The sequence below is a fragment of the Nostoc parmelioides FACHB-3921 genome, from assembly GCF_014696625.1.
In the GTDB taxonomy this organism is placed as follows: domain Bacteria; phylum Cyanobacteriota; class Cyanobacteriia; order Cyanobacteriales; family Nostocaceae; genus Trichormus; species Trichormus parmelioides.
This window is the reverse complement of the sequence record NZ_JACJQL010000018.1, coordinates 91,874-109,274: the sequence shown is the minus strand read 5'-3', so window position 1 is coordinate 109,274 and position 17,401 is coordinate 91,874. Positions and strand designations below refer to the sequence as shown.

Here is a 17,401-nt window from a genome sequence, read left to right as displayed (position 1 = left end):
GCTAAGATGAAAACCTGACAGCACAATAATTTCAAGTCTGTCAAGCATCAACTGTCAACAACCATAACTGAGTTTATTTGTCATAAATAGACATTATACAGATAATATTTTTCATTGAATAAATAAAAATACTTATAACAGAGATAACTTATAAATCATGCGTACAAACACTGAACGGCAGAGTCAGCGCCCTAGTAAGTTCAGTGAAACGACGATGGTTTATTCAGGCTCTACTAAGGAAAATAATGACAGCTTTGAAGAACATATTACGCAACTCCAATTTGGTGAAAAAAGGAGTTACCACAAGGGAATTTTTATATGGCAGCAAGTGAGTCCTCTATGCAAACTGATGGTATGGAGTTATTGCGCTCATACCACCATAATCCTTCTATTAAACTTCGTAACAGACTGGTTCAATTACACACTGGCTTAGTAAGAAAAATGGCTCATAAATTTAGCCATCAATGTAATGAACCTTATGAAGATTTGGAACAAATTGGTTATTTTGGTTTAATTAGAGCTATAGAGCGTTTTGATCCCAGCCAAGGATATGCTTTTAGTTCCTTTGCTGTGCCATATATTAGAGGTGAAATGCTGCATTTTCTCCGCGATCGCAGTACGCTATTAAAAATTCCTCGTCGTTGGCAAGAATTATATAATGAAGGACAAAAAATCCGTAAAGAATTATCAATATCTCTAGGTCGTCCACCCAAGGATGCGGAAATTGCCAAGCACCTCAAGGTATCGGTGCAAGAATGGCAAGAAACTAAGTTGGCTGCCCAAAATCGGATGCCTTTAAGTTTAGATGCTACGGCAGTACACTATGTAGATTGCCAAATCACCTTGGGTGAAGCTTTACCCTGTCCCCGTACCATTGCCCAACAACAACAGGATGAAGAACGGCAACAACTCCAAGGGGCAATTAGTATGTTAGAAGAAAAGCCCCGTCAAGCTGTGGAAATGGTCTTCTTGAAAGAACTTTCTCGCAAAGATGCTGCTAAAAACATCGGTACTAGTCCTATGACAGTAACGCGATATTTGCAAAAGGGTATTCAAGATTTAATTTGTTATTTACAACCACAAGTAATGCCCACTGGTTCATAGTCAATAGTCAAAAGTCTATAGTTTATTTACTAATGACCATTGACTAATGACTAATCTACCGAGATTTTAGATCAGCGATCGCTCCTTTAGTCATAGCAGCAATGGCTTTATCGGTGGCTTTAGGTAGATGATAATATTTACCTCCTGAGGTTTTCGCTAATTCCTTAGCAAAGCCGGTAGAGACAAATTTACTTTCGGTATCGATAACGAGTAACTGCATCCCCAAAGCCCGGATTCTGGCGGCGATGTTTAATAGTTCGGCTTTGATATCCGGTTTTTCTCCTGATTCTTGTGGTTCACCCAAAGAACGTGATAGAGGAATATTACCCCGACCATCGGTGATAGCTACAATGACGACTTGTCCAACATCTCCACCCATTTGGGCATTGACACCGACGCGTACAGCTTGGGTTAAACCATGAGCTAGGGGCGAACCACCACCACAGGGTAATCTTTCCAGTCGGTTCCGTGCTAAGGCAATAGAACGAGTTGGTGGTAGTAATACCTCTGCTTGTTCTCCCCGGAAGGGAATCAAAGAGACTTGGTCACGGTTTTGATAAGCTTCGGTGAGTAGTTGCATCACCGCACCTTTAGCTGACTGCATCCGATTTAAGGCCATTGAGCCAGAAGCATCTACCACAAAAACAACCAACGCCCCGGCTTTGCGTACCAAGCGCTTTGAGCGAATGTCACCTTGCTCAACAATAACTTTTTTATCAGGCTGTCTTTCTCGTCGTGCTTTTTGATAGGGTGCAGCTGCCCTGAGGGTGGCATCTACTGCAATGCGGCGCACTTTCCCCTTAGGCAACATAGGCTTAATATAGCGCCCCCGGTCGTCGGAAAAGATGATACTCCGACTACCGGATTTACCTTGGCGTTGTGCCATCTGAGCAAAATACAGGACACTGTTATCTAAAATTACCCCTTCTGGGTCAAAGATAAATTCTTCGGGAATGTCAGGGGGTTCTGGCTGTTCTTGTTCCTCTGGTTTATCTTCGTTGTTTTCCTGTTCTTCTTCTTGTTCTTCCTCTGACTCGTCTTGGCTTTGTGGTGGCGGTGGTGGTGGCGGTGGCTGGTCTGGTGGTGGTGTCTGAATCACCGTTGCCCGTGGTACAATTACCAACTCCACCGCCCGCCGCAAATCTTCAGCGTTGACGGTTGTCCGCCCATCTAAAGCCGCCGCCGCTTTAGCAACCCGCACAGCAAATAACTCAGCGCGATGACCTTGGACAGCGCCGCGAATGGCTTCGTCTACTAAGTAGGTTATTTGTTCTTGAGTGATTGTGACTTCCTTCAACCATTCCCGCGCCAAGATAATTTGGGTTTTGAGTGAATCTAAATCTTCGTTGTATTGCTGGAGAAAATCTTGGGGAGATTTGGAATAGGCGATCGCCTGCTCAACAGCTGTTACTCTTTGATCTAGACCGAGAACACCGTCAGCCGAAAGAGCGATCGCAATTCTATCTAGTAAATGTTCCCGTAATGCGCCTTCTTCTGGGTTGTAGGTGGCGATAAACAGAGATTTGCAAGGATGCTGAAAACTAATCCCCTCACGCTCAATTTGGTTACGTCCTTCCGAGAGGACTGTTAATAGCTGGTTGGATATTTGGTCATCTAATAAATTGATTTCATCCACATACAGCACACCCCGGTTAGCTGTAGCGAGTAAACCTGGCTGAAATATGGTGTCTCCTTGCTTCACCGACTGTTCCACATCCACAGAACCCAGGAGTCGGTCTTCTGTCACACCCAGGGGAATCTGTACAAAAGGCGAGGGGATAATTTCCGTGGGGACATCTTGAATATTCTGTTCGGCGTACTCCGCCAATAGATAATCATCCCATTCTTCTGGGTGGTTGGAGTCGCAATTGCTCAATGAGCCTTTAACAACTTCAATGGGTGGGAGTAGGGCGTGGATAGCACGAGCCATTACAGATTTTGCCGTACCACGACGGCCTGCGATCGCTACTCCCCCCAAACCAGGATCGACTGCTGCTAACAGCAACGCTAGTTTGATGGCTTCTTGACCGACTACGGCTGTCAAGGGAAAAGCAGTAATTGTGGGATTAATAGTAGGCGCAGGCATTGGTTTGCAAAATAGCTAGTCTCGGCTTTTAGCATATCAATTTCTGGCACATTTAGAATAAGGGTTATGAGGACAAAGGCTTTGTATTACCCTGGGGATAAAAATCTATGAGTATCGCTCAAGCTAAACGCTTCACCCTTGATGAGTACCAAAAACTCACAGAATTGGGCTTTTTCCACGAAGATGACCACATTGAGTTAATTAACGGAGAGCTGATACAAACGGTATCCAAGGGTAAAGTTCATGAGACTTGCTTACGCAAATTATTACGAGAATTACCTAAATTAGTCGGTGATAGGGCTACTTTACAGTCCCAAGCCCCAATTACTTTACCGCCTAACAGCGAACCAGAACCGGATTTTGCCATTGTGAAAAACCGAGATGATAATTATTTATCTGCTCACCCTAGCCCTAGTGATGTCTTGCTAGTGATAGAAGTTGCTGATTCTTCCTTAAGCTATGACCAAGATATCAAAATACCTCTCTATGCTAAAGCAGGTATTGCGGATTATTGGATATTCAATTTATTTGATAATTATTTGGAATCTTACAGCCAACTTTATCAAAACAGCCAGGGAAAACACGGATATCTTAATAAGAGAATTGTCTTACCTAATCAGGTGATATCCCTACCATATTTCCCTGATTTATCTCTGGATGTAAGTAGAATATTGCCTATAAAACTGAATTTTTAAAGGTTGTATAAATTGTGTTGACAAGCTTTTTATACTATGTAAATCTAGTCTTAGACAGCAATTATAACTGCCTAAAGTTACTGGTTTTTGATGTTGTCTCAGCAGCAGAATTCCTAGTTTCCTTCCCAGTTTTGTGCCATCCTTTCCCTTAAGTATTGATTTAATTAACTTCATCTCCAACAAGATGATGAGCTAATCGAGAGCAATATTTAGGGGAGAAGATGATACAAAACTCCGCAGCAAGCCAGGAATTCTACGGCTGAGACATGAATCAAAAAGAAGTAAGTGAAAGACTGTGGCTAGTAAGGAAACACTTTTTGAGTATGCTTCCTTACACAAAGCTATGCTTTTGCTAGATGTGTGATTGTAATGCTGTCCAGTAAACCAAACAATACTGGATAACTCCCAATGTCAGATATTCTTTCCATCTCAAACAAACAAAAAACCAAAAGCAAAAATACAGTTGCGCTTACTTGTGATTATCAGAATGTTCCATTAACGCCAGACACAGCTAAGTTATTGCTAGAATTTGCTACATCAAAAGGACGATTAATTCACAAAAATATCTACTACAATTCACAAAATGAAAGTCAAGCTGCTGCAAAATCCAATCTAGCCAGTCTAAATTTTGATTTGATTGATGTTCCTTGTCCTTTAAAGAACAGTGCTGACAATCAATTGATGGTTGATTGTCTAGATTATGTTCATAGAGATATGTCACCTGACACATTTATTCTGGCATCGGGTGATGGAGATTTCGCAAAATTAGTTAGTAATTTACAAAAACTGGGAAAGTCTGTCATTGTTATTGCTCAATTCGGTAATGTAAAAAAAGCACTGAAAGAGCTTGCTGATGAGTTTTACTTTATAGATAAGTTAAACCAGGAAATTCAGCAAAATACTCAACATCAAAACACTCCGGGCAAATCTCCAATTACTTATAATGAAGCTATCAAGCATTTAATTGAGGCAATTAAATTTGCATCAGTTCAAGGTAAAACCACAACCTTTTCATCCATTGACAAATTAATGCGTCAGAGTTGTCATCAATATCAAGGATTTTCATCTATCTGCAAAAATGATGGCAAGAAATTTAAAAACTTTAGTCAATTCGTTGATACTGCTGTCAAAGATGGTAAAGTACAAAAGCGTAATGAAAAATTGTTTCTAATTGAATTAGACAGAATACCTGCTTAAATTCAATTATAAAAACCCAGTTTATTTGCTTACCTGAGTTTATCTAAAACCGCAATAGTGGCGGTTTTTTTATGTTTAAACATAATAACCTTTTTCTATTTATCAACTTTCCCAATAGTTAATTCCTGCAACAATCACCACACAAAAATGCACAAAATTCTAATGTTTCGTGATGAGAAACTTTTACGCCGTGCGCTTACTCACCGTTCTTATGTAAATGAAAATCCAGAAGAAGGTGAACATAATGAACGCTTAGAATTTCTTGGTGATGCGATATTAAATTTCTTAAGTGGTGAGTATCTCTATCGCAGTCACCCTGACAGAGGAGAAGATGAATTAACGCGACGGCGTTCGGCGTTGGTAGATGAAAAACAACTAGCAAAATTTGCTATTGAGGTAGGCTTAGATTTTAGGATGCGCCTGGGAAAAGGTGCTATTCGAGATGGCGGTTATCAAAATCCTAATTTACTTAGCAGCACTTTTGAAGCGGTGATTGGTGCTTATTATCTAGATAATAATTCCAATATTGAAGCCGTGCGCGCAATTATAGAACCTTTATTTGAATCTGTACCCGAACAAATTGTAGTTGTTCGCTCTAATGTAGATTCAAAAAATCGGTTTCAGGAATGGGTACAACGCAACATCGGCCCAACTCCTCCCAAATACTTAACAAAACAAATAGGTGGTCTTTCTCATGCCCCAGAGTTTCAAGCTAAGGTTTTGGTAGGAGAAAAAGAGTATGGAGAAGGTATAGGTAAAAATAAAAAAGAGGCTGAGAAAGCAGCAGCCGAAAATGCTTTAGCTAATTTGAACAAACAAGAATTATTACCATGAATATACTCGAACATACCTACAAGATATATTTATCGTGATGCTGTCAAGAATACCTTAATCCGTCTTTCGTTACTTTTGGTAGTGGGTTTTTGTGGGCATTGCCCACCCTACATTTTTGATATTTTTCTATCTGGAAGTTACTAAATAAACTCAATTAATTTTCACGAAACAAACCACCGTCGAATTAACTCCACCTGAAAGCGATAACCATCTGCAACTTCTTCAATCAACTCTCGTTGTAATAATAGTGGAATCGTTCTTTCCCAAACATCAGGAAACTGTTGTGATAAATTTTGCTGGCTGACAATTACCCCTTCCCCTTGAGCCGCAATAAACCGTAAAATCTTCTGTCCGTTTGTATCTACTTGGTTGTTTTGAATATCAGCAAAGAAAAACCCACCACTCTGCAAAGCTTCTGGTATGGCTGCTTCCACATCTGCTAAACTTGCCAAGCGTCGAATAGAAGGGTCTTGCTCATTTTTCAAAACGATAATTTCTCCACAGAGTAGCTGTACTAAAAACGGATGACAACGGGTAAGTTGCAAGACTCGCTCAACTGCGTCTGGTTCATAGCGGAGAGTAAAATCTTTGACTGGATGTTCAATTAATTGTCGTGCTTCTTCTTCCTTTAAATAGGAGATATGCACCACTTGGACGTTAATTAAATAACTAGCCCAACGCTGATATTCTTGGATGGTATGAGAGCCAGCTAATAACATTTTAAAGCGGGGACGATGTTGAATTAAGTGGCGTAACATCCCTAAAACATCTTCCTCATCGAAGCGTCCTCTATTTATGGCGCTGTCTAATGCCTCAAACTCGTCTAACATTAGCAAGGCGGTATTTTGTTCAAGTACTTGTTCTACTTGGTCTAGCCATTCATCAAACCGTGTAAAGGGGTCATCGGCTAATGTTTCGCGTGTAATTTTTGGCAACGTTAAGGCGCTTTGCTGTTTGGCAGAAGTTGTCATTCCTCTAGCAAGATTGTAGAGAAAACCTGCGTAGTCACTGGCTGATGAGGGTGCGCCTTGTAAATCTACAAACATGGGGATGATGGAATTGGGGAGTAACTTCCCGATGTTGTTGAGGAGAGAAGTTTTGCCCATGCGTCGCTGACCGTAGAGTAGTAAGGGAGGACGACGGCGGTCTACAAGTAAATGCTCAATGTGTGTAGCAATATCAGTCCGACCTGTGAAAATTGCTTGCTCTAGTGTCAGGGGTACGCCAGTGATGTATGGTGAGTCAATTTCTTGGCGCAGTTCCGTAGCTTTAACTAGTTCCTCTATATAGTCGGTAATTACATCACGCCAATTTGCGACTATGGGACGGAAACGGAATGTGTATTGGTCGCTGCTACGAGTAAATTCCTGTAAATGTCCATTTAATTTGTCAGCAACATTTCTGAGGACTAGGCGCTGGTTATATGTACTGTTTTGATTGAGTGCAGCGTCTACATCTTCACTAATGCTGCTGAAAATACTAAGTATAGGGTTAACTGGACTTTGTAATTCCCCAATTTCTAGACTGTGGTGAATTTGACGGATAGTTTTGACATCTGTGCAAGCTTGTAAATTGCGTGCATCTAGTTCAATTTGTACTACTTGAGCAGCCCAACGCTGGGGACTGGTAGCTAAATATTCTAGGGCGGCTTTGCTTTCAACTGGGTTATGTTCGATGACACAAAGTAGATGCTTATCTAAGGCTGGTAAATGTAAACGTTGCCATTCATCCCAGAAAGCGGAGTGATAGCGAAATAAACAAGGGCTTTTGGCGTTACGTCTTTTGTCTAATAGATAGAGTAGATTATTCCATACTATGAGAAATAGCCAGAATAGGATAGGCCGCCATGAGTTAATGGTAATTGCCACACCAAACGCCGTGCCAAATACTGGGCCATAATAGGCACCTCTCACCACAGATCCTGCTACGCCTACCGCCATACCATAGGTCACGCCGTACACCATGCCAAACGCCACGTCAAATGCCACACCGAACGCTACACCGTACGCCATACCGAATGCCATACCTCCTGCCACACCTCTTGCTACATCTCTCACCAAGCCATACACCACGCCGTACGTAACGCCGAACACTATACCGTACGCCATACCGAATGCCATACCGAATGCCATACCTCCTGCCACACCTCTCACCACACCGAACACAACGCCTTCCACTACGCGAAAAGCTATATTTATGATTGGTTCACCCAATACCCACAGGGCCAAGCCCAAGAGTAAGTTAGCTAGGATAGGTAAAATCAAGTAGCCTTGAATTATCAGTCGCCATAGGGCAATATTCCGCCATTTTCTCTGTGTGATTAAAGAAATTAAAGGTGTCTCTGTGTCTAATGTGGGGTCAATGCCCTCAAGGTGGTTACGCCAAGCTGCGGGGCGGAATAATAACCAGAAGAGCAATTGCAGGCTACCCAGTATTAAATTTGGGTGCTGTTCTGGTGCATTGGTGTAGGCGTTGCGGGGTATGTTGTTAGGCATTTGATTTGCCTGTTTGGGTGTTAAAGATGAGATGAGAAAGCTTGTTGATATTTATTTAAGAGTTTGCACGGCAGGATGTGCGAGAATTTTCGCGTCAGCCGTTAGTAGCGGACACCCATAAATTCTTGCAGTAGCTACAATAACTTGGTCAAATGGATCTTTGTGAAAGCCTGTGAGTTGAGTTGATTCAACGATTATGGGAATGGTTATGTCGAGTAGCTGCACTCCCGGATAAGCTAAAGCTGCTGTAAACCACTCGTCAACTGGATAAGGTAGAGTTAGCTTACCAATCTCTACTAGTTTGGCAACTTCCCAACAAGACATTATGCTGATTCCAAACCCTTGGGATTCATGTTGTTGCAACCAGCCTTGATATTTTGGGGTTAGTCTTGCATCACCTTGAATCCACCAAACCCATATATGGGTGTCTAATACAATCATTGCAAGGCTTCCCAATCTTCCAGAGGAACAGCAGGTTCAAAAGGGTCATCATAACGATACGGTTGTTTGCCACGCAAGGGATACAGATTCGCCTCTTGGGGATGAGTATGACCTTCTAAAATGATAATTTCAACATTTTCCCCAGCCTGAAATGGTAAGTCTTTGATTATCAAAGTTCCGTCTTCAGTTAATTTTGTTTCAATTCGATGTGCTTTCATGGTGAGTCTACTTTTTCTAATGTAATAAATCAGCAAATCGTTTCATCTGTTGTAAACCTTCCTCACGCCAGTTATCATTATTTTCGCCTTCTTCTAGGGTAAATAATCTTTCTCGACAGAGAATTTGTAATATCAGTGGATGACATTGGCTGTGAGTTAAAATCCATTCCACATCTTCATCCGGAAAAGGTATGGGCAAACTCGCTATTAATTCCCTTGCTTCCAGTTCTGTCAAGGCTTCTATATATGCGGTGTAGCCGAAAATATTGAAAAAGGGTGAACTATGTCCTGTGTTGTGTGCCAATTCGGTCGGTGATTCGGGACTAGATAAAATAAATGCTAGATTTCCCCGTGTATGGTTGGTGACTAAAGACCGCAAGCTTTCCCAAAATGTATCATCCAACTCTGGACAACGTTGTAAACCAACGCCAATCTCATCTAGTAAGATGACTGTGGGAGAAGATAAGTTTTCGCTGACTACATCCATGAAATTCTCTAAATCGCATGGCGTTGGCGCTTTCATTTTTAATGATGCGAGGATGTGCTTTAATAGTCCTTCCCGGCTTTGCATTCGTGTGTCTTGCAAGTCTACAAAAACCCATTGGTAAGTTTCTGGATGGGGTAGCCAATCAGATTTCTGACCAGGACGTAGTTTTTCTGCTGGGGTGGTGGTGATGTTTTTTAAGTAGTGCAGTAAAGAGGTTTTCCCACTGCACTTTTTACCAATAATGGCGGCGTTTTGCAGGGGATGGCGTTTGAGCAGGTTAAACAGGCGCTTTAATTCTTTCTCGCGTCCAAAAAAGTAACGTGGTTGAGTGATGGGTGCGCCAGTGATGAAGGGTGATGCTTCCCCGTTAGTTGGTTGATTTTCTAGTTCTTTATATGCTGTTTCTCGCCAGTCTAGTCCTAATTTTTCACAAATTTCTAGAAAATATTCATAATCAATAGCCTTACCACTGAAAAAGTTTTTGACTGTGGATATTGCAGGTGTTATGTGTTCACAAAACTTTGTCTGGCTGGGATAGCCATTACGCCGAAGTGCTAACTTTACTTTATTAGTATACTCTGGTGCTACCCGAAGCGATCGCGCCATCACTCCTCATAAAAAACTATTGAGAGTATATCAGCATTTGATACCACCTAAGCTGTATTAATAGTGATTGAGCGCCTCAAACGTCTGACAACCTCAAATCATCTAGATAAATCGCAAAAGTCGTCTATTAGCGAACGCTTGCTCAACCTGATACTCAACCAGCCTCATCTTTAAATAAGGATAACGAGTTAAAGGTTATCTAAATGAAACGCGTATTGGGAATTCTGCAAGTTAGTTTACTATTTTCTGGGGTGGTTATGTGCGCTACAGTGACTTATGCGGCGATTAATATGGCTACTGGTCAATATAAGGTGGAGATTGCCGTTAATGATAAAGGACTCAATATTAAGTCGGATATTGACAAGAGAGAATGCAAGATAGATTTAACACATACTCAAGTACTGCAAGGGAAAGACGCTGAACAAAAGCGGTTTAATTAAGGGTAAGTCAGAGGTGGGGAGTGAATCACTTCTCACTTTTGACAGTTGTGAATTTTCTTCCGTCTACTTCCCCTACTTTCTGTTTCTTAATCACTAAAACAAAGCTGGTACTCTTCTGTAGTTATATTAGGGTGGGTTGTGAGATAATTGTGCAGGCGATCGCAAGCACGGTCGAGTAACGCATCTAGATTTAGGGTTTGTAGTTCTATCCCCTCTAGGTTCCAGACTTTGATTGTAGTATCATGCCCACCGGATGCCAAAATTTTACCGTCGGGACTAAAACTTACACTTCTGACACCGCCGCGATGTCCTTGGAATGTTTTTAGTAATGTGCCATTAGTGACATTCCATAGCTTAATTGTGCCGTCATCACTAGCTGAGGCGATGGTTTTACCGTCTGGTGAAAAACTTAGGTTGTAAACTACGTCACTATGACCACGTAGGGTATAGATTAGTTCACCAGCTAAATTCCAGAGTTTGATAGTTTCATCTTGACTAGTTGAGGCGAGAGTTTGACCGTCTGGTGAAAAGTTGACACTCCACACGCTAGCGCTATGACCTTGTAAAGTCCTGATTAGCGTACCATCTAAGCTCCAAATTTTGATGGTTTTATCAGCACTAGCGGAGACAATATTTTTGCCATCAGCGCTAAATTTGATATCTGTCACCCAACCATTATGCCCTGAGAGAGTTTTTAACAAGCGACCGTTGACACTCCAAAGTTTAATGGTTTTGTCAGCACTACCAGAAGCTAATATTTGCTTATCAGGACTGAAACTTAAGCTCGTTATCCAATGGTTGTGACCTGGTAAACTACGGAGTAAAATGCCATCCAGATTGTAAAGGTGGATAGTATGGTCAGGACTAGCTAAGGCAACGATGTTATTGTCTGGGGTGAAACTGACACTGGTGACATCAGGTAGAGGAGACGATAAGGTTTGCAGTAATTTCCCATCCAGACTCCAGATTTTCATAGTGCTGTCGGTGCTGAGTGAGGTAATTTTCTGACCATCATTGCTGAATTTGACGTAACTAACGCTACCTTGATGTCCATAAAAGGTTTTGGGTAGTGTTCTGTTCACAGTCCACAGTCTGACAGTATTATCATCACTACCTGAGGCTAATGTATTGCCATCGGGACTAAAACTGAGACTATTGACTTCATGATTATGTCCAGCGAAAGTTTCTAAGATATTGCCATCACGCGACCACAGGGTAATAGTTTTATCAGCGCTGGCGGTAGCAATTAACTGTCCATCAGGTGAAAAAATTACTTGCCAAACAGCTTCATTATGTCCCTCTAGAGTTCTTAGCAAAGTACCGTTACGATTCCAGAGTTTTACGGTATTGTCTGCACCAGCTGAAGCAATGGTTTGCCCATCGGGGCTAAAACTAACACTCAACACTTGTTTTGTGTGGGAGGGGATGGTGATTAAAGGGCGACCGTCTAAACTCCACAGTCTAATTGTCCCGTCGTCACTGGCGGAGGCGATGGTATCACCTTCTGGGGAAAAACTGACACTCTTGACACCTTGGCTATGTCCATTGAGAGTGAGTAGTAATTTACCTGCACGACTCCAAAGATTAATGGTATTGTCACTACTACCAGAGGCGATAATTTCACCATCGGGGGAAAAACTGACACTCTTGACACCTTGGTCATGTCCTTGGAGTGTGGCGATGAGTTTACCGTTGCGTTGCCAAAGTTTGATGGTGCGGTCTGCACTACCAGAGGCGATAATTTCACCATCGGGGGAAAAACTGACGCTATTTACTCCATCATGATGACCAGTGAGAGTGTTCAGCAATTTACCATCTCTACGCCAAAGATGGATGGTGTTATCTACACTACCAGAGGCGATGACTTCACCATCTGGTGAGTAACTGACACTAGTTACCCAAGCATTATGCAGTAAACGGTTGCGTTCTTGAGTGTTGTAGACTGCTTGTTGTAAAGCGGTTGCTGTTTGTGTGCGGGTATCTGGAGGGATGCCTAAGCTAATATTTTGTACTTCCTTCCCGGCTTGCACACTAGTCATGAGTGCTTCTAATTGTTTGTGGGAGAGGAGAAAGTTTTCCGACAGAGAATTTAAAGCTTGAATTTCTTTGATTTGGGCGTTTTGGGTTTGTTGATAAGCAAAAACCGCTAAACCAAAGGCGGTTAAACCCAAAGTACTGATAATACTGACAGCCCTTTGGGCTTGTCTGAGTCGGCTTTGTTCCTGGTTCTGTTTGCGCCGCCTTTCATGGAGACAAGCTTCAATGAAATGCTGAACATCCCAAGATAGTTCATCGGTGTAATTCAGATAAATTTCCTCGGCTTCTGCTAACCGGACACCTTGTAATAAAAAGTCAGGCTGTTGGTTGTTTTGCTGCCATAAAGCCGCCGATTGTTCAATTTGTCGATGCGATCGCAATCTACTACGATTTTCCTCCAACCACCACCGTAGAGTTGACCAGTGACGAATTATCACCTCATGGGCTACTTCTATCGTCACAGAGGGATTGGGTAAATTTTTCTCCTCTGCACCCCTGCACCCCTGCACCCCTACACCCCTGCACCTTACCTCTTCCCAATCCCCATTCACCACCACTAACTTAGCCGCAGTCAAAACTTGCAATGTTCTTTCTACTAAAGCAACAGGGTATTTTTTGACAATTAACTCAGACTTGAGTAGCCGCCGCCTGGTGTCTTCTGTCCCTTCACCTAACTGTGTCAGGGATAAAAAAATCCATCTTGTGCATTCTTGGGCTTCTGGGTCTAAAGTGTCGTAAACTCCTTGGGCTTTCCTCTCCAATGCGCCTTTAATGCCGCCCAAGTATTGCTGATAAGCTTGTAAGGTAATTACGCCCTTGTCTCGATATTCCCACAATTGTTCGAGAACAAATTCTAGTAATGGTAAATCTCCGGGGGAGTTATGTAACTCTTGTAACAGCACCTCGACTAATTCCGGGTCTACTGTTAATCCTACTTTTTCGGCGGGGTGAATAATAATGCGGCGGTACTCTTCTTGAGTTAAGCAAGGCGGTAGCAAAATACTTGACTGTTGTAAAAGCTTTGCTAAAGTAGGTATTTCTAAACAAGGGGCGATAAAATCTGCCCTGAGAGTAACAATTAATTTAAATTTGTCTGGTGATAACTCCAACGCACCTAAAACAGTGTCCAGAAATCTCTGCCTATCTTCACTGGCTGCCAGGGTAAATAATTCTTCAAATTGGTCTAACACCAACACTACCATTGGTTCACTACGATGATGTAGCCAATGAACAAATCCTTGCGCCCCTTGATATAACATCCCTTCTAGCTGCATTTGTTGGTACGCTTTTTCTTTTTCAGTACCACTATCGACTAAGCAATGGGATAAGTTGACTAGAGGATTTTCCCCAGGACGGAGGCTTTTCATCCACCATTGTTGACTCCCTGGTAATTGCTGACCCCGGCGGAGTTGGGCAATTAAACCCGCCTGGACGACGGAAGATTTACCGCTTCCCGATGCACCCACTACAGCCATAAATGACTTAGTTGCCAAGTCTGCGATAAGTTGTTGGGTGAGGGTTTCTCTACCGTAAAAATATTGGACATCTTCCTCTTGAAAGGCTTGTAATCCTCTGTAAGGACAAATACCTAAATCAACGATGGCGTTTGGCTGTTGACCTTTAGCGGTTGTACTGGCAGGGATAATTTCAATTACCCCTTTTGCACCTGATAGCCAAATGTGTAAAGGTAATGGGGAGGATAGTTGCAATTGGTTAATCCAAGCGGCAACTGATAGGTTTGGTTGTTCCTGATGCGCCTGTAAAGTAGAGTGTAGCGTTTGCAAGAATTGTTGAGGATTTTCTGGTGATGAAGCAGCCGCTATGATACATTGTCCTTGCTCGAACCCCAGTTGTAAGTCTTCTACCCAATCTTGTAAGGATATGTGACTATGTTGGTCTAAAGGACAATCTAAGATGATAATTTGTTGAGAATATAGCGATCGCCTCAATTGTTGTCTTAACCAAGAACGACTCAACTGAATATTTTCTCCCAGTACTAACACAGGTTCACCAGTTGGGCTTTGCGCCAATTTACCCCGCAAATATAACAGGATTGTGGCAAAATTATTTTGCTGGTTGTCTGTCTCTAATTCTCTAGTTTGTAAACAATTGCTAATTGTAGCCTGTAAATCTTGATTGGTATGAGCCAGAGGCCAATACTCAATCCCAAAGCCTCCTACAGTCCCTAACAGTTGACTAAAAGCCAGGGTTGTTTGATTAATTGCTAACCCTTCCACAATCAAGGCTTTTCGAGAGTCGGGAGACACAACTAACGCAGGTTTGACTCCCAAAATTACTTCCCCCACACCTTCAACAATACGTTTTGGTGTTTGCAATGGATATTCTGAATAAACCTGAGTATTTCCCCGACTACGATTTTGTTGATTAATTAGCCGTAATTGTTGGTTAGTTTGTTCAATATATTGTCGTGTCTGGTGATAAACGTAGCGATAAAGCCCATCAGCATCAATCAAACCTTGTATGTCTGCGGCTTCACCCCGCAACCCCCGCATTAAATAATAAGTAAATACGCCGTGTCCTAATTCGGGAAATTCCCAAGATTGTTGATTGGTATCGCAGGAAAGTAAAGCGTAGAATCCTTTACTTTGCTTTGCCCGTTGGCGTAATAATTCCACTATTTGGGGTGTAGGATTAGGCAAAGATGCTGGTGTGTAGTTACTCCTTACGCCTCTAAATGTGAGGCTACCACTATGACAAGCATCTAGCCAAACTAGCTGCGTCTGTGCTTGGCTATTTTCCAAGCATTGCAGAAGTTCTGGTAAACCTAAACCTGTATTTAATAAATCATCTGTTTGAGTATCTGCTAAACACAAAATCGCCTGCTGAGAACTAGGTTCTAGCATTCCGTGACCAGAAAAGTAAAATAAAATTGTGTCTTCTGGTTGAGCCTGATGAGTAACTTGCTTTAAACTATCTTGTACTTTGGCCAGTGTGGGTAGTTGGCTAGCAAAATCATGATGTACCCACTCTGATTTATCAGCAAACCTGCAAGTTGCATCGGCTAAAGCTGTTGCTAAACCTTGACAGTCCACAGCCGAATAACGCAATGCTGGTAGTCTTTCATCTTGGTATTGGTTAACTCCCACTAACAACAGCCAAAGTTTTGCTTTCCCTGTTGCTAGGGTATGAGTTGAATGACTGGTAGCAACACCGAGTGGAGACATTTTTTTAATTCAAAATTTTCTACAGAAAACTAAATATAAGAATCCGAAATTAATATATTTGTACTATCTCGCTTGGACACGATGGCTCGTGACTTACGGGAGGTAAACAGACTCGATATCTTATCTTATATAACTATGGTTTTCTCCCGGATACTATATTGACATAAGCTAGAGTTTAATTGATTAATCTCGACTATAAGTTAGGTTTAATGTCGTTTTATACAACTATGCACCAATAAATTCTGCAAAATGTTAACAATAAAATACATTTCTGAATAATTATTAGTAATATGATATTCATACTTGATTTATAAAATACACCTAGTATTGAGCAATGCCCACCGTATCATGGTTTTGGTGGGCATTACCTACAGATGCTGATATTTTTATGTACAAGTGTGGGTTAAACCAACAATAATCAAATCGGATTCTTTTATAAAAGTTTGGCGAAGTTATTTTATAACTTTTGTATTGAATAAAGATAGTAAAAATTAGCCAACATGGCTACAAAAAGCGACTCGCTTTTGATAGAGTATGCAAAGTAAAGTAATTAAGAGCTTAATTGTTCTATCTTTACTATTTTCAAGAGCATTTAAAGCAGACTGATGTTGATTAGTCTGCTACTTTTTCTAACAATATTGTTAGATTGACGATAGCGATCGCCTACGGTGGGCGTTGAGGCTGTCAACCGAGTTGGTAATACTTTACCACAACACCATCTCCTAGTTTTAAAAGGCAAAATTACACTATCATCCTTTGTTGATTTCCTCTGTTTTTACCTCATACCAATTATGTATGAGGTATTTTTATAGGAAAAAGTTAGGTTTAAAACCCCGCCTCTAGTGGGCGTTCGCGTTAGCGTCTCGTCAGAGAAAAAATCCTTGTTTCCCAAGGTAGGTGGAAACCCCAACGCCAGTTCTCTCAAGTCGGGAAACCCCTTCGGATACTCCTACGGAGAAGCAAGCTACGGCAGTCCACCCGGCGGCATAGCCGCACGTGTGGCTGCACTCACCGCCCACGAGACTGGCTTCCCCTTGTGGGTGGCTGTCTTTAATTTTGAATTTTGTAGCTTTAGCTTCCCGAAGGGTATTTTGAATTTTGAATTGATTCATTTCCCTGAATTTATACCAACTACTCCCACCATAATTAAAGTCATAGAGATAAACTTAACCATTGTCATAGATTCACGAAACCAAATCAAACCAACACCAGCAATTAAAGCAGTTCCTAAACCTGCCCAAACAGAGTAAGCGATACTGATGTCAATATTTTTGAGTGATAGTGTCTGAAAAGTAAAACAAAGTCCATAAAACACAAATATCAAAATAGAAGGTGTCAATTTATTAAAACCATCTGATAATTTCATGCAGGTGGTGCCGGAAACTTCAAATATAATTGCCATCAGCAAGTAAACTAAACTTGTAGACATATTGTGATGTATTTTTAACAAAAGCAAAATGTATGATCAGCAAAAATTAATTATGCTGCCATCTAAATAGTTTATGAATTTATTTTTCCCGTTTCTGCTATCTGGGGAACAGCTATGTTGAAAGTCTCATATTCCAGACTTGCTGAC

At 41.5% G+C, this 17,401-nt stretch carries 13 protein-coding genes; 5 read left to right on the top strand and 8 right to left on the bottom strand.

Annotation, left to right across the window (positions count from 1 at the left end; genetic code table 11):
- Positions 1–318: 318 nt before the first annotated feature.
- Positions 319–1,104 (top strand): RNA polymerase sigma factor SigF, encoded by a 786-nt coding sequence (locus tag H6G14_RS14520; RefSeq protein ID WP_190568079.1) that lies wholly within the window; start codon positions 319–321, stop codon positions 1,102–1,104.
- 55 nt (positions 1,105–1,159) lie between these two features.
- Here H6G14_RS14520 and bchD read toward each other — a convergent pair whose 3' ends face one another.
- On the bottom strand, positions 1,160–3,190 hold the full coding sequence (bchD, locus tag H6G14_RS14515; protein WP_190568078.1) for a magnesium chelatase ATPase subunit D: 2,031 nt from the start codon (positions 3,188–3,190) through the stop codon (positions 1,160–1,162).
- A 107-nt stretch (positions 3,191–3,297) separates the two neighbouring features.
- Between bchD and H6G14_RS14510 the strand changes: the two genes are divergently transcribed.
- The 3 genes from H6G14_RS14510 to rnc all read left to right on the top strand — a co-directional run bounded on the left by H6G14_RS14510 (position 3,298) and on the right by rnc (position 5,916).
- Positions 3,298–3,885 carry a Uma2 family endonuclease gene (locus tag H6G14_RS14510; RefSeq protein ID WP_190568077.1) on the top strand — a complete coding sequence of 196 codons (588 nt, stop codon included), beginning with the start codon at positions 3,298–3,300 and terminating at the stop codon, positions 3,883–3,885.
- Between the two features lie 408 nt (positions 3,886–4,293).
- Complete coding sequence (locus H6G14_RS14505) at positions 4,294–5,082, top strand: NYN domain-containing protein (RefSeq protein WP_190568076.1); 789 nt, start codon at positions 4,294–4,296, stop codon at positions 5,080–5,082.
- Between the two features lie 147 nt (positions 5,083–5,229).
- The gene (gene rnc / locus H6G14_RS14500; protein ID WP_190568075.1) at positions 5,230–5,916 is read left to right on the top strand and encodes a ribonuclease III; all 687 of its coding nucleotides are present in this window, start codon (positions 5,230–5,232) and stop codon (positions 5,914–5,916) included.
- Positions 5,917–6,077: 161 nt separating this feature from the next.
- Here rnc and H6G14_RS14495 read toward each other — a convergent pair whose 3' ends face one another.
- The 4 genes from H6G14_RS14495 to H6G14_RS14480 are packed head-to-tail and all read right to left on the bottom strand — an operon-like array spanning position 6,078 to position 10,163.
- On the bottom strand, positions 6,078–8,411 hold the full coding sequence (locus H6G14_RS14495) for an AAA family ATPase (RefSeq protein WP_190568074.1): 2,334 nt from the start codon (positions 8,409–8,411) through the stop codon (positions 6,078–6,080).
- 51 nt (positions 8,412–8,462) lie between these two features.
- On the bottom strand, positions 8,463–8,852 hold the full coding sequence (locus H6G14_RS14490; protein WP_190568073.1) for a type II toxin-antitoxin system VapC family toxin: 390 nt from the start codon (positions 8,850–8,852) through the stop codon (positions 8,463–8,465).
- A complete protein-coding gene (locus H6G14_RS14485) occupies positions 8,849–9,070 on the bottom strand; it encodes a hypothetical protein (protein WP_190568072.1) in 222 nt (73 codons plus the stop codon). Before H6G14_RS14485 ends, H6G14_RS14490 begins: the two co-directional genes overlap by 4 nt.
- Positions 9,071–9,086: 16 nt before the next feature.
- Entirely contained in the window at positions 9,087–10,163 is a 1,077-nt protein-coding gene (locus tag H6G14_RS14480) for an AAA family ATPase (RefSeq protein WP_190568071.1), read from the bottom strand.
- Between the two features lie 203 nt (positions 10,164–10,366).
- Between H6G14_RS14480 and H6G14_RS14475 the strand changes: the two genes are divergently transcribed.
- Entirely contained in the window at positions 10,367–10,603 is a 237-nt protein-coding gene (locus H6G14_RS14475) for a hypothetical protein (RefSeq protein WP_190568070.1), read from the top strand.
- A gap of 86 nt (positions 10,604–10,689) precedes the next feature.
- Here the strand turns inward: H6G14_RS14475 and H6G14_RS14470 are convergent, their stop codons facing one another.
- The 3 genes from H6G14_RS14470 to H6G14_RS14465 form a co-directional block, all read right to left on the bottom strand.
- Entirely contained in the window at positions 10,690–15,825 is a 5,136-nt protein-coding gene (locus tag H6G14_RS14470; RefSeq protein ID WP_190568069.1) for an nSTAND1 domain-containing NTPase, read from the bottom strand.
- A 592-nt stretch (positions 15,826–16,417) separates the two neighbouring features.
- The gene (locus tag H6G14_RS33355) at positions 16,418–16,564 is read right to left on the bottom strand and encodes a hypothetical protein (RefSeq protein ID WP_206757604.1); all 147 of its coding nucleotides are present in this window, start codon (positions 16,562–16,564) and stop codon (positions 16,418–16,420) included.
- Between the two features lie 369 nt (positions 16,565–16,933).
- Positions 16,934–17,254 carry a DMT family transporter gene (locus H6G14_RS14465; protein ID WP_190568068.1) on the bottom strand — a complete coding sequence of 107 codons (321 nt, stop codon included), beginning with the start codon at positions 17,252–17,254 and terminating at the stop codon, positions 16,934–16,936.
- Positions 17,255–17,401 lie beyond the last annotated feature (147 nt).

Coding starts and splice junctions, on each gene's coding strand:
- H6G14_RS14520 (WP_190568079.1), top strand. CDS start 319: ATGGCAGCAAGTGAGTCCTCTATGCAAACTGATGGTATGGAGTTATTG.
- bchD (WP_190568078.1), bottom strand. CDS start 3,190: ATGCCTGCGCCTACTATTAATCCCACAATTACTGCTTTTCCCTTGACA.
- H6G14_RS14510 (WP_190568077.1), top strand. CDS start 3,298: ATGAGTATCGCTCAAGCTAAACGCTTCACCCTTGATGAGTACCAAAAA.
- H6G14_RS14505 (WP_190568076.1), top strand. CDS start 4,294: ATGTCAGATATTCTTTCCATCTCAAACAAACAAAAAACCAAAAGCAAA.
- rnc (WP_190568075.1), top strand. CDS start 5,230: ATGCACAAAATTCTAATGTTTCGTGATGAGAAACTTTTACGCCGTGCG.
- H6G14_RS14495 (WP_190568074.1), bottom strand. CDS start 8,411: ATGCCTAACAACATACCCCGCAACGCCTACACCAATGCACCAGAACAG.
- H6G14_RS14490 (WP_190568073.1), bottom strand. CDS start 8,852: ATGATTGTATTAGACACCCATATATGGGTTTGGTGGATTCAAGGTGAT.
- H6G14_RS14485 (WP_190568072.1), bottom strand. CDS start 9,070: ATGAAAGCACATCGAATTGAAACAAAATTAACTGAAGACGGAACTTTG.
- H6G14_RS14480 (WP_190568071.1), bottom strand. CDS start 10,163: ATGGCGCGATCGCTTCGGGTAGCACCAGAGTATACTAATAAAGTAAAG.
- H6G14_RS14475 (WP_190568070.1), top strand. CDS start 10,367: ATGAAACGCGTATTGGGAATTCTGCAAGTTAGTTTACTATTTTCTGGG.
- H6G14_RS14470 (WP_190568069.1), bottom strand. CDS start 15,825: ATGTCTCCACTCGGTGTTGCTACCAGTCATTCAACTCATACCCTAGCA.
- H6G14_RS14465 (WP_190568068.1), bottom strand. CDS start 17,254: ATGTCTACAAGTTTAGTTTACTTGCTGATGGCAATTATATTTGAAGTT.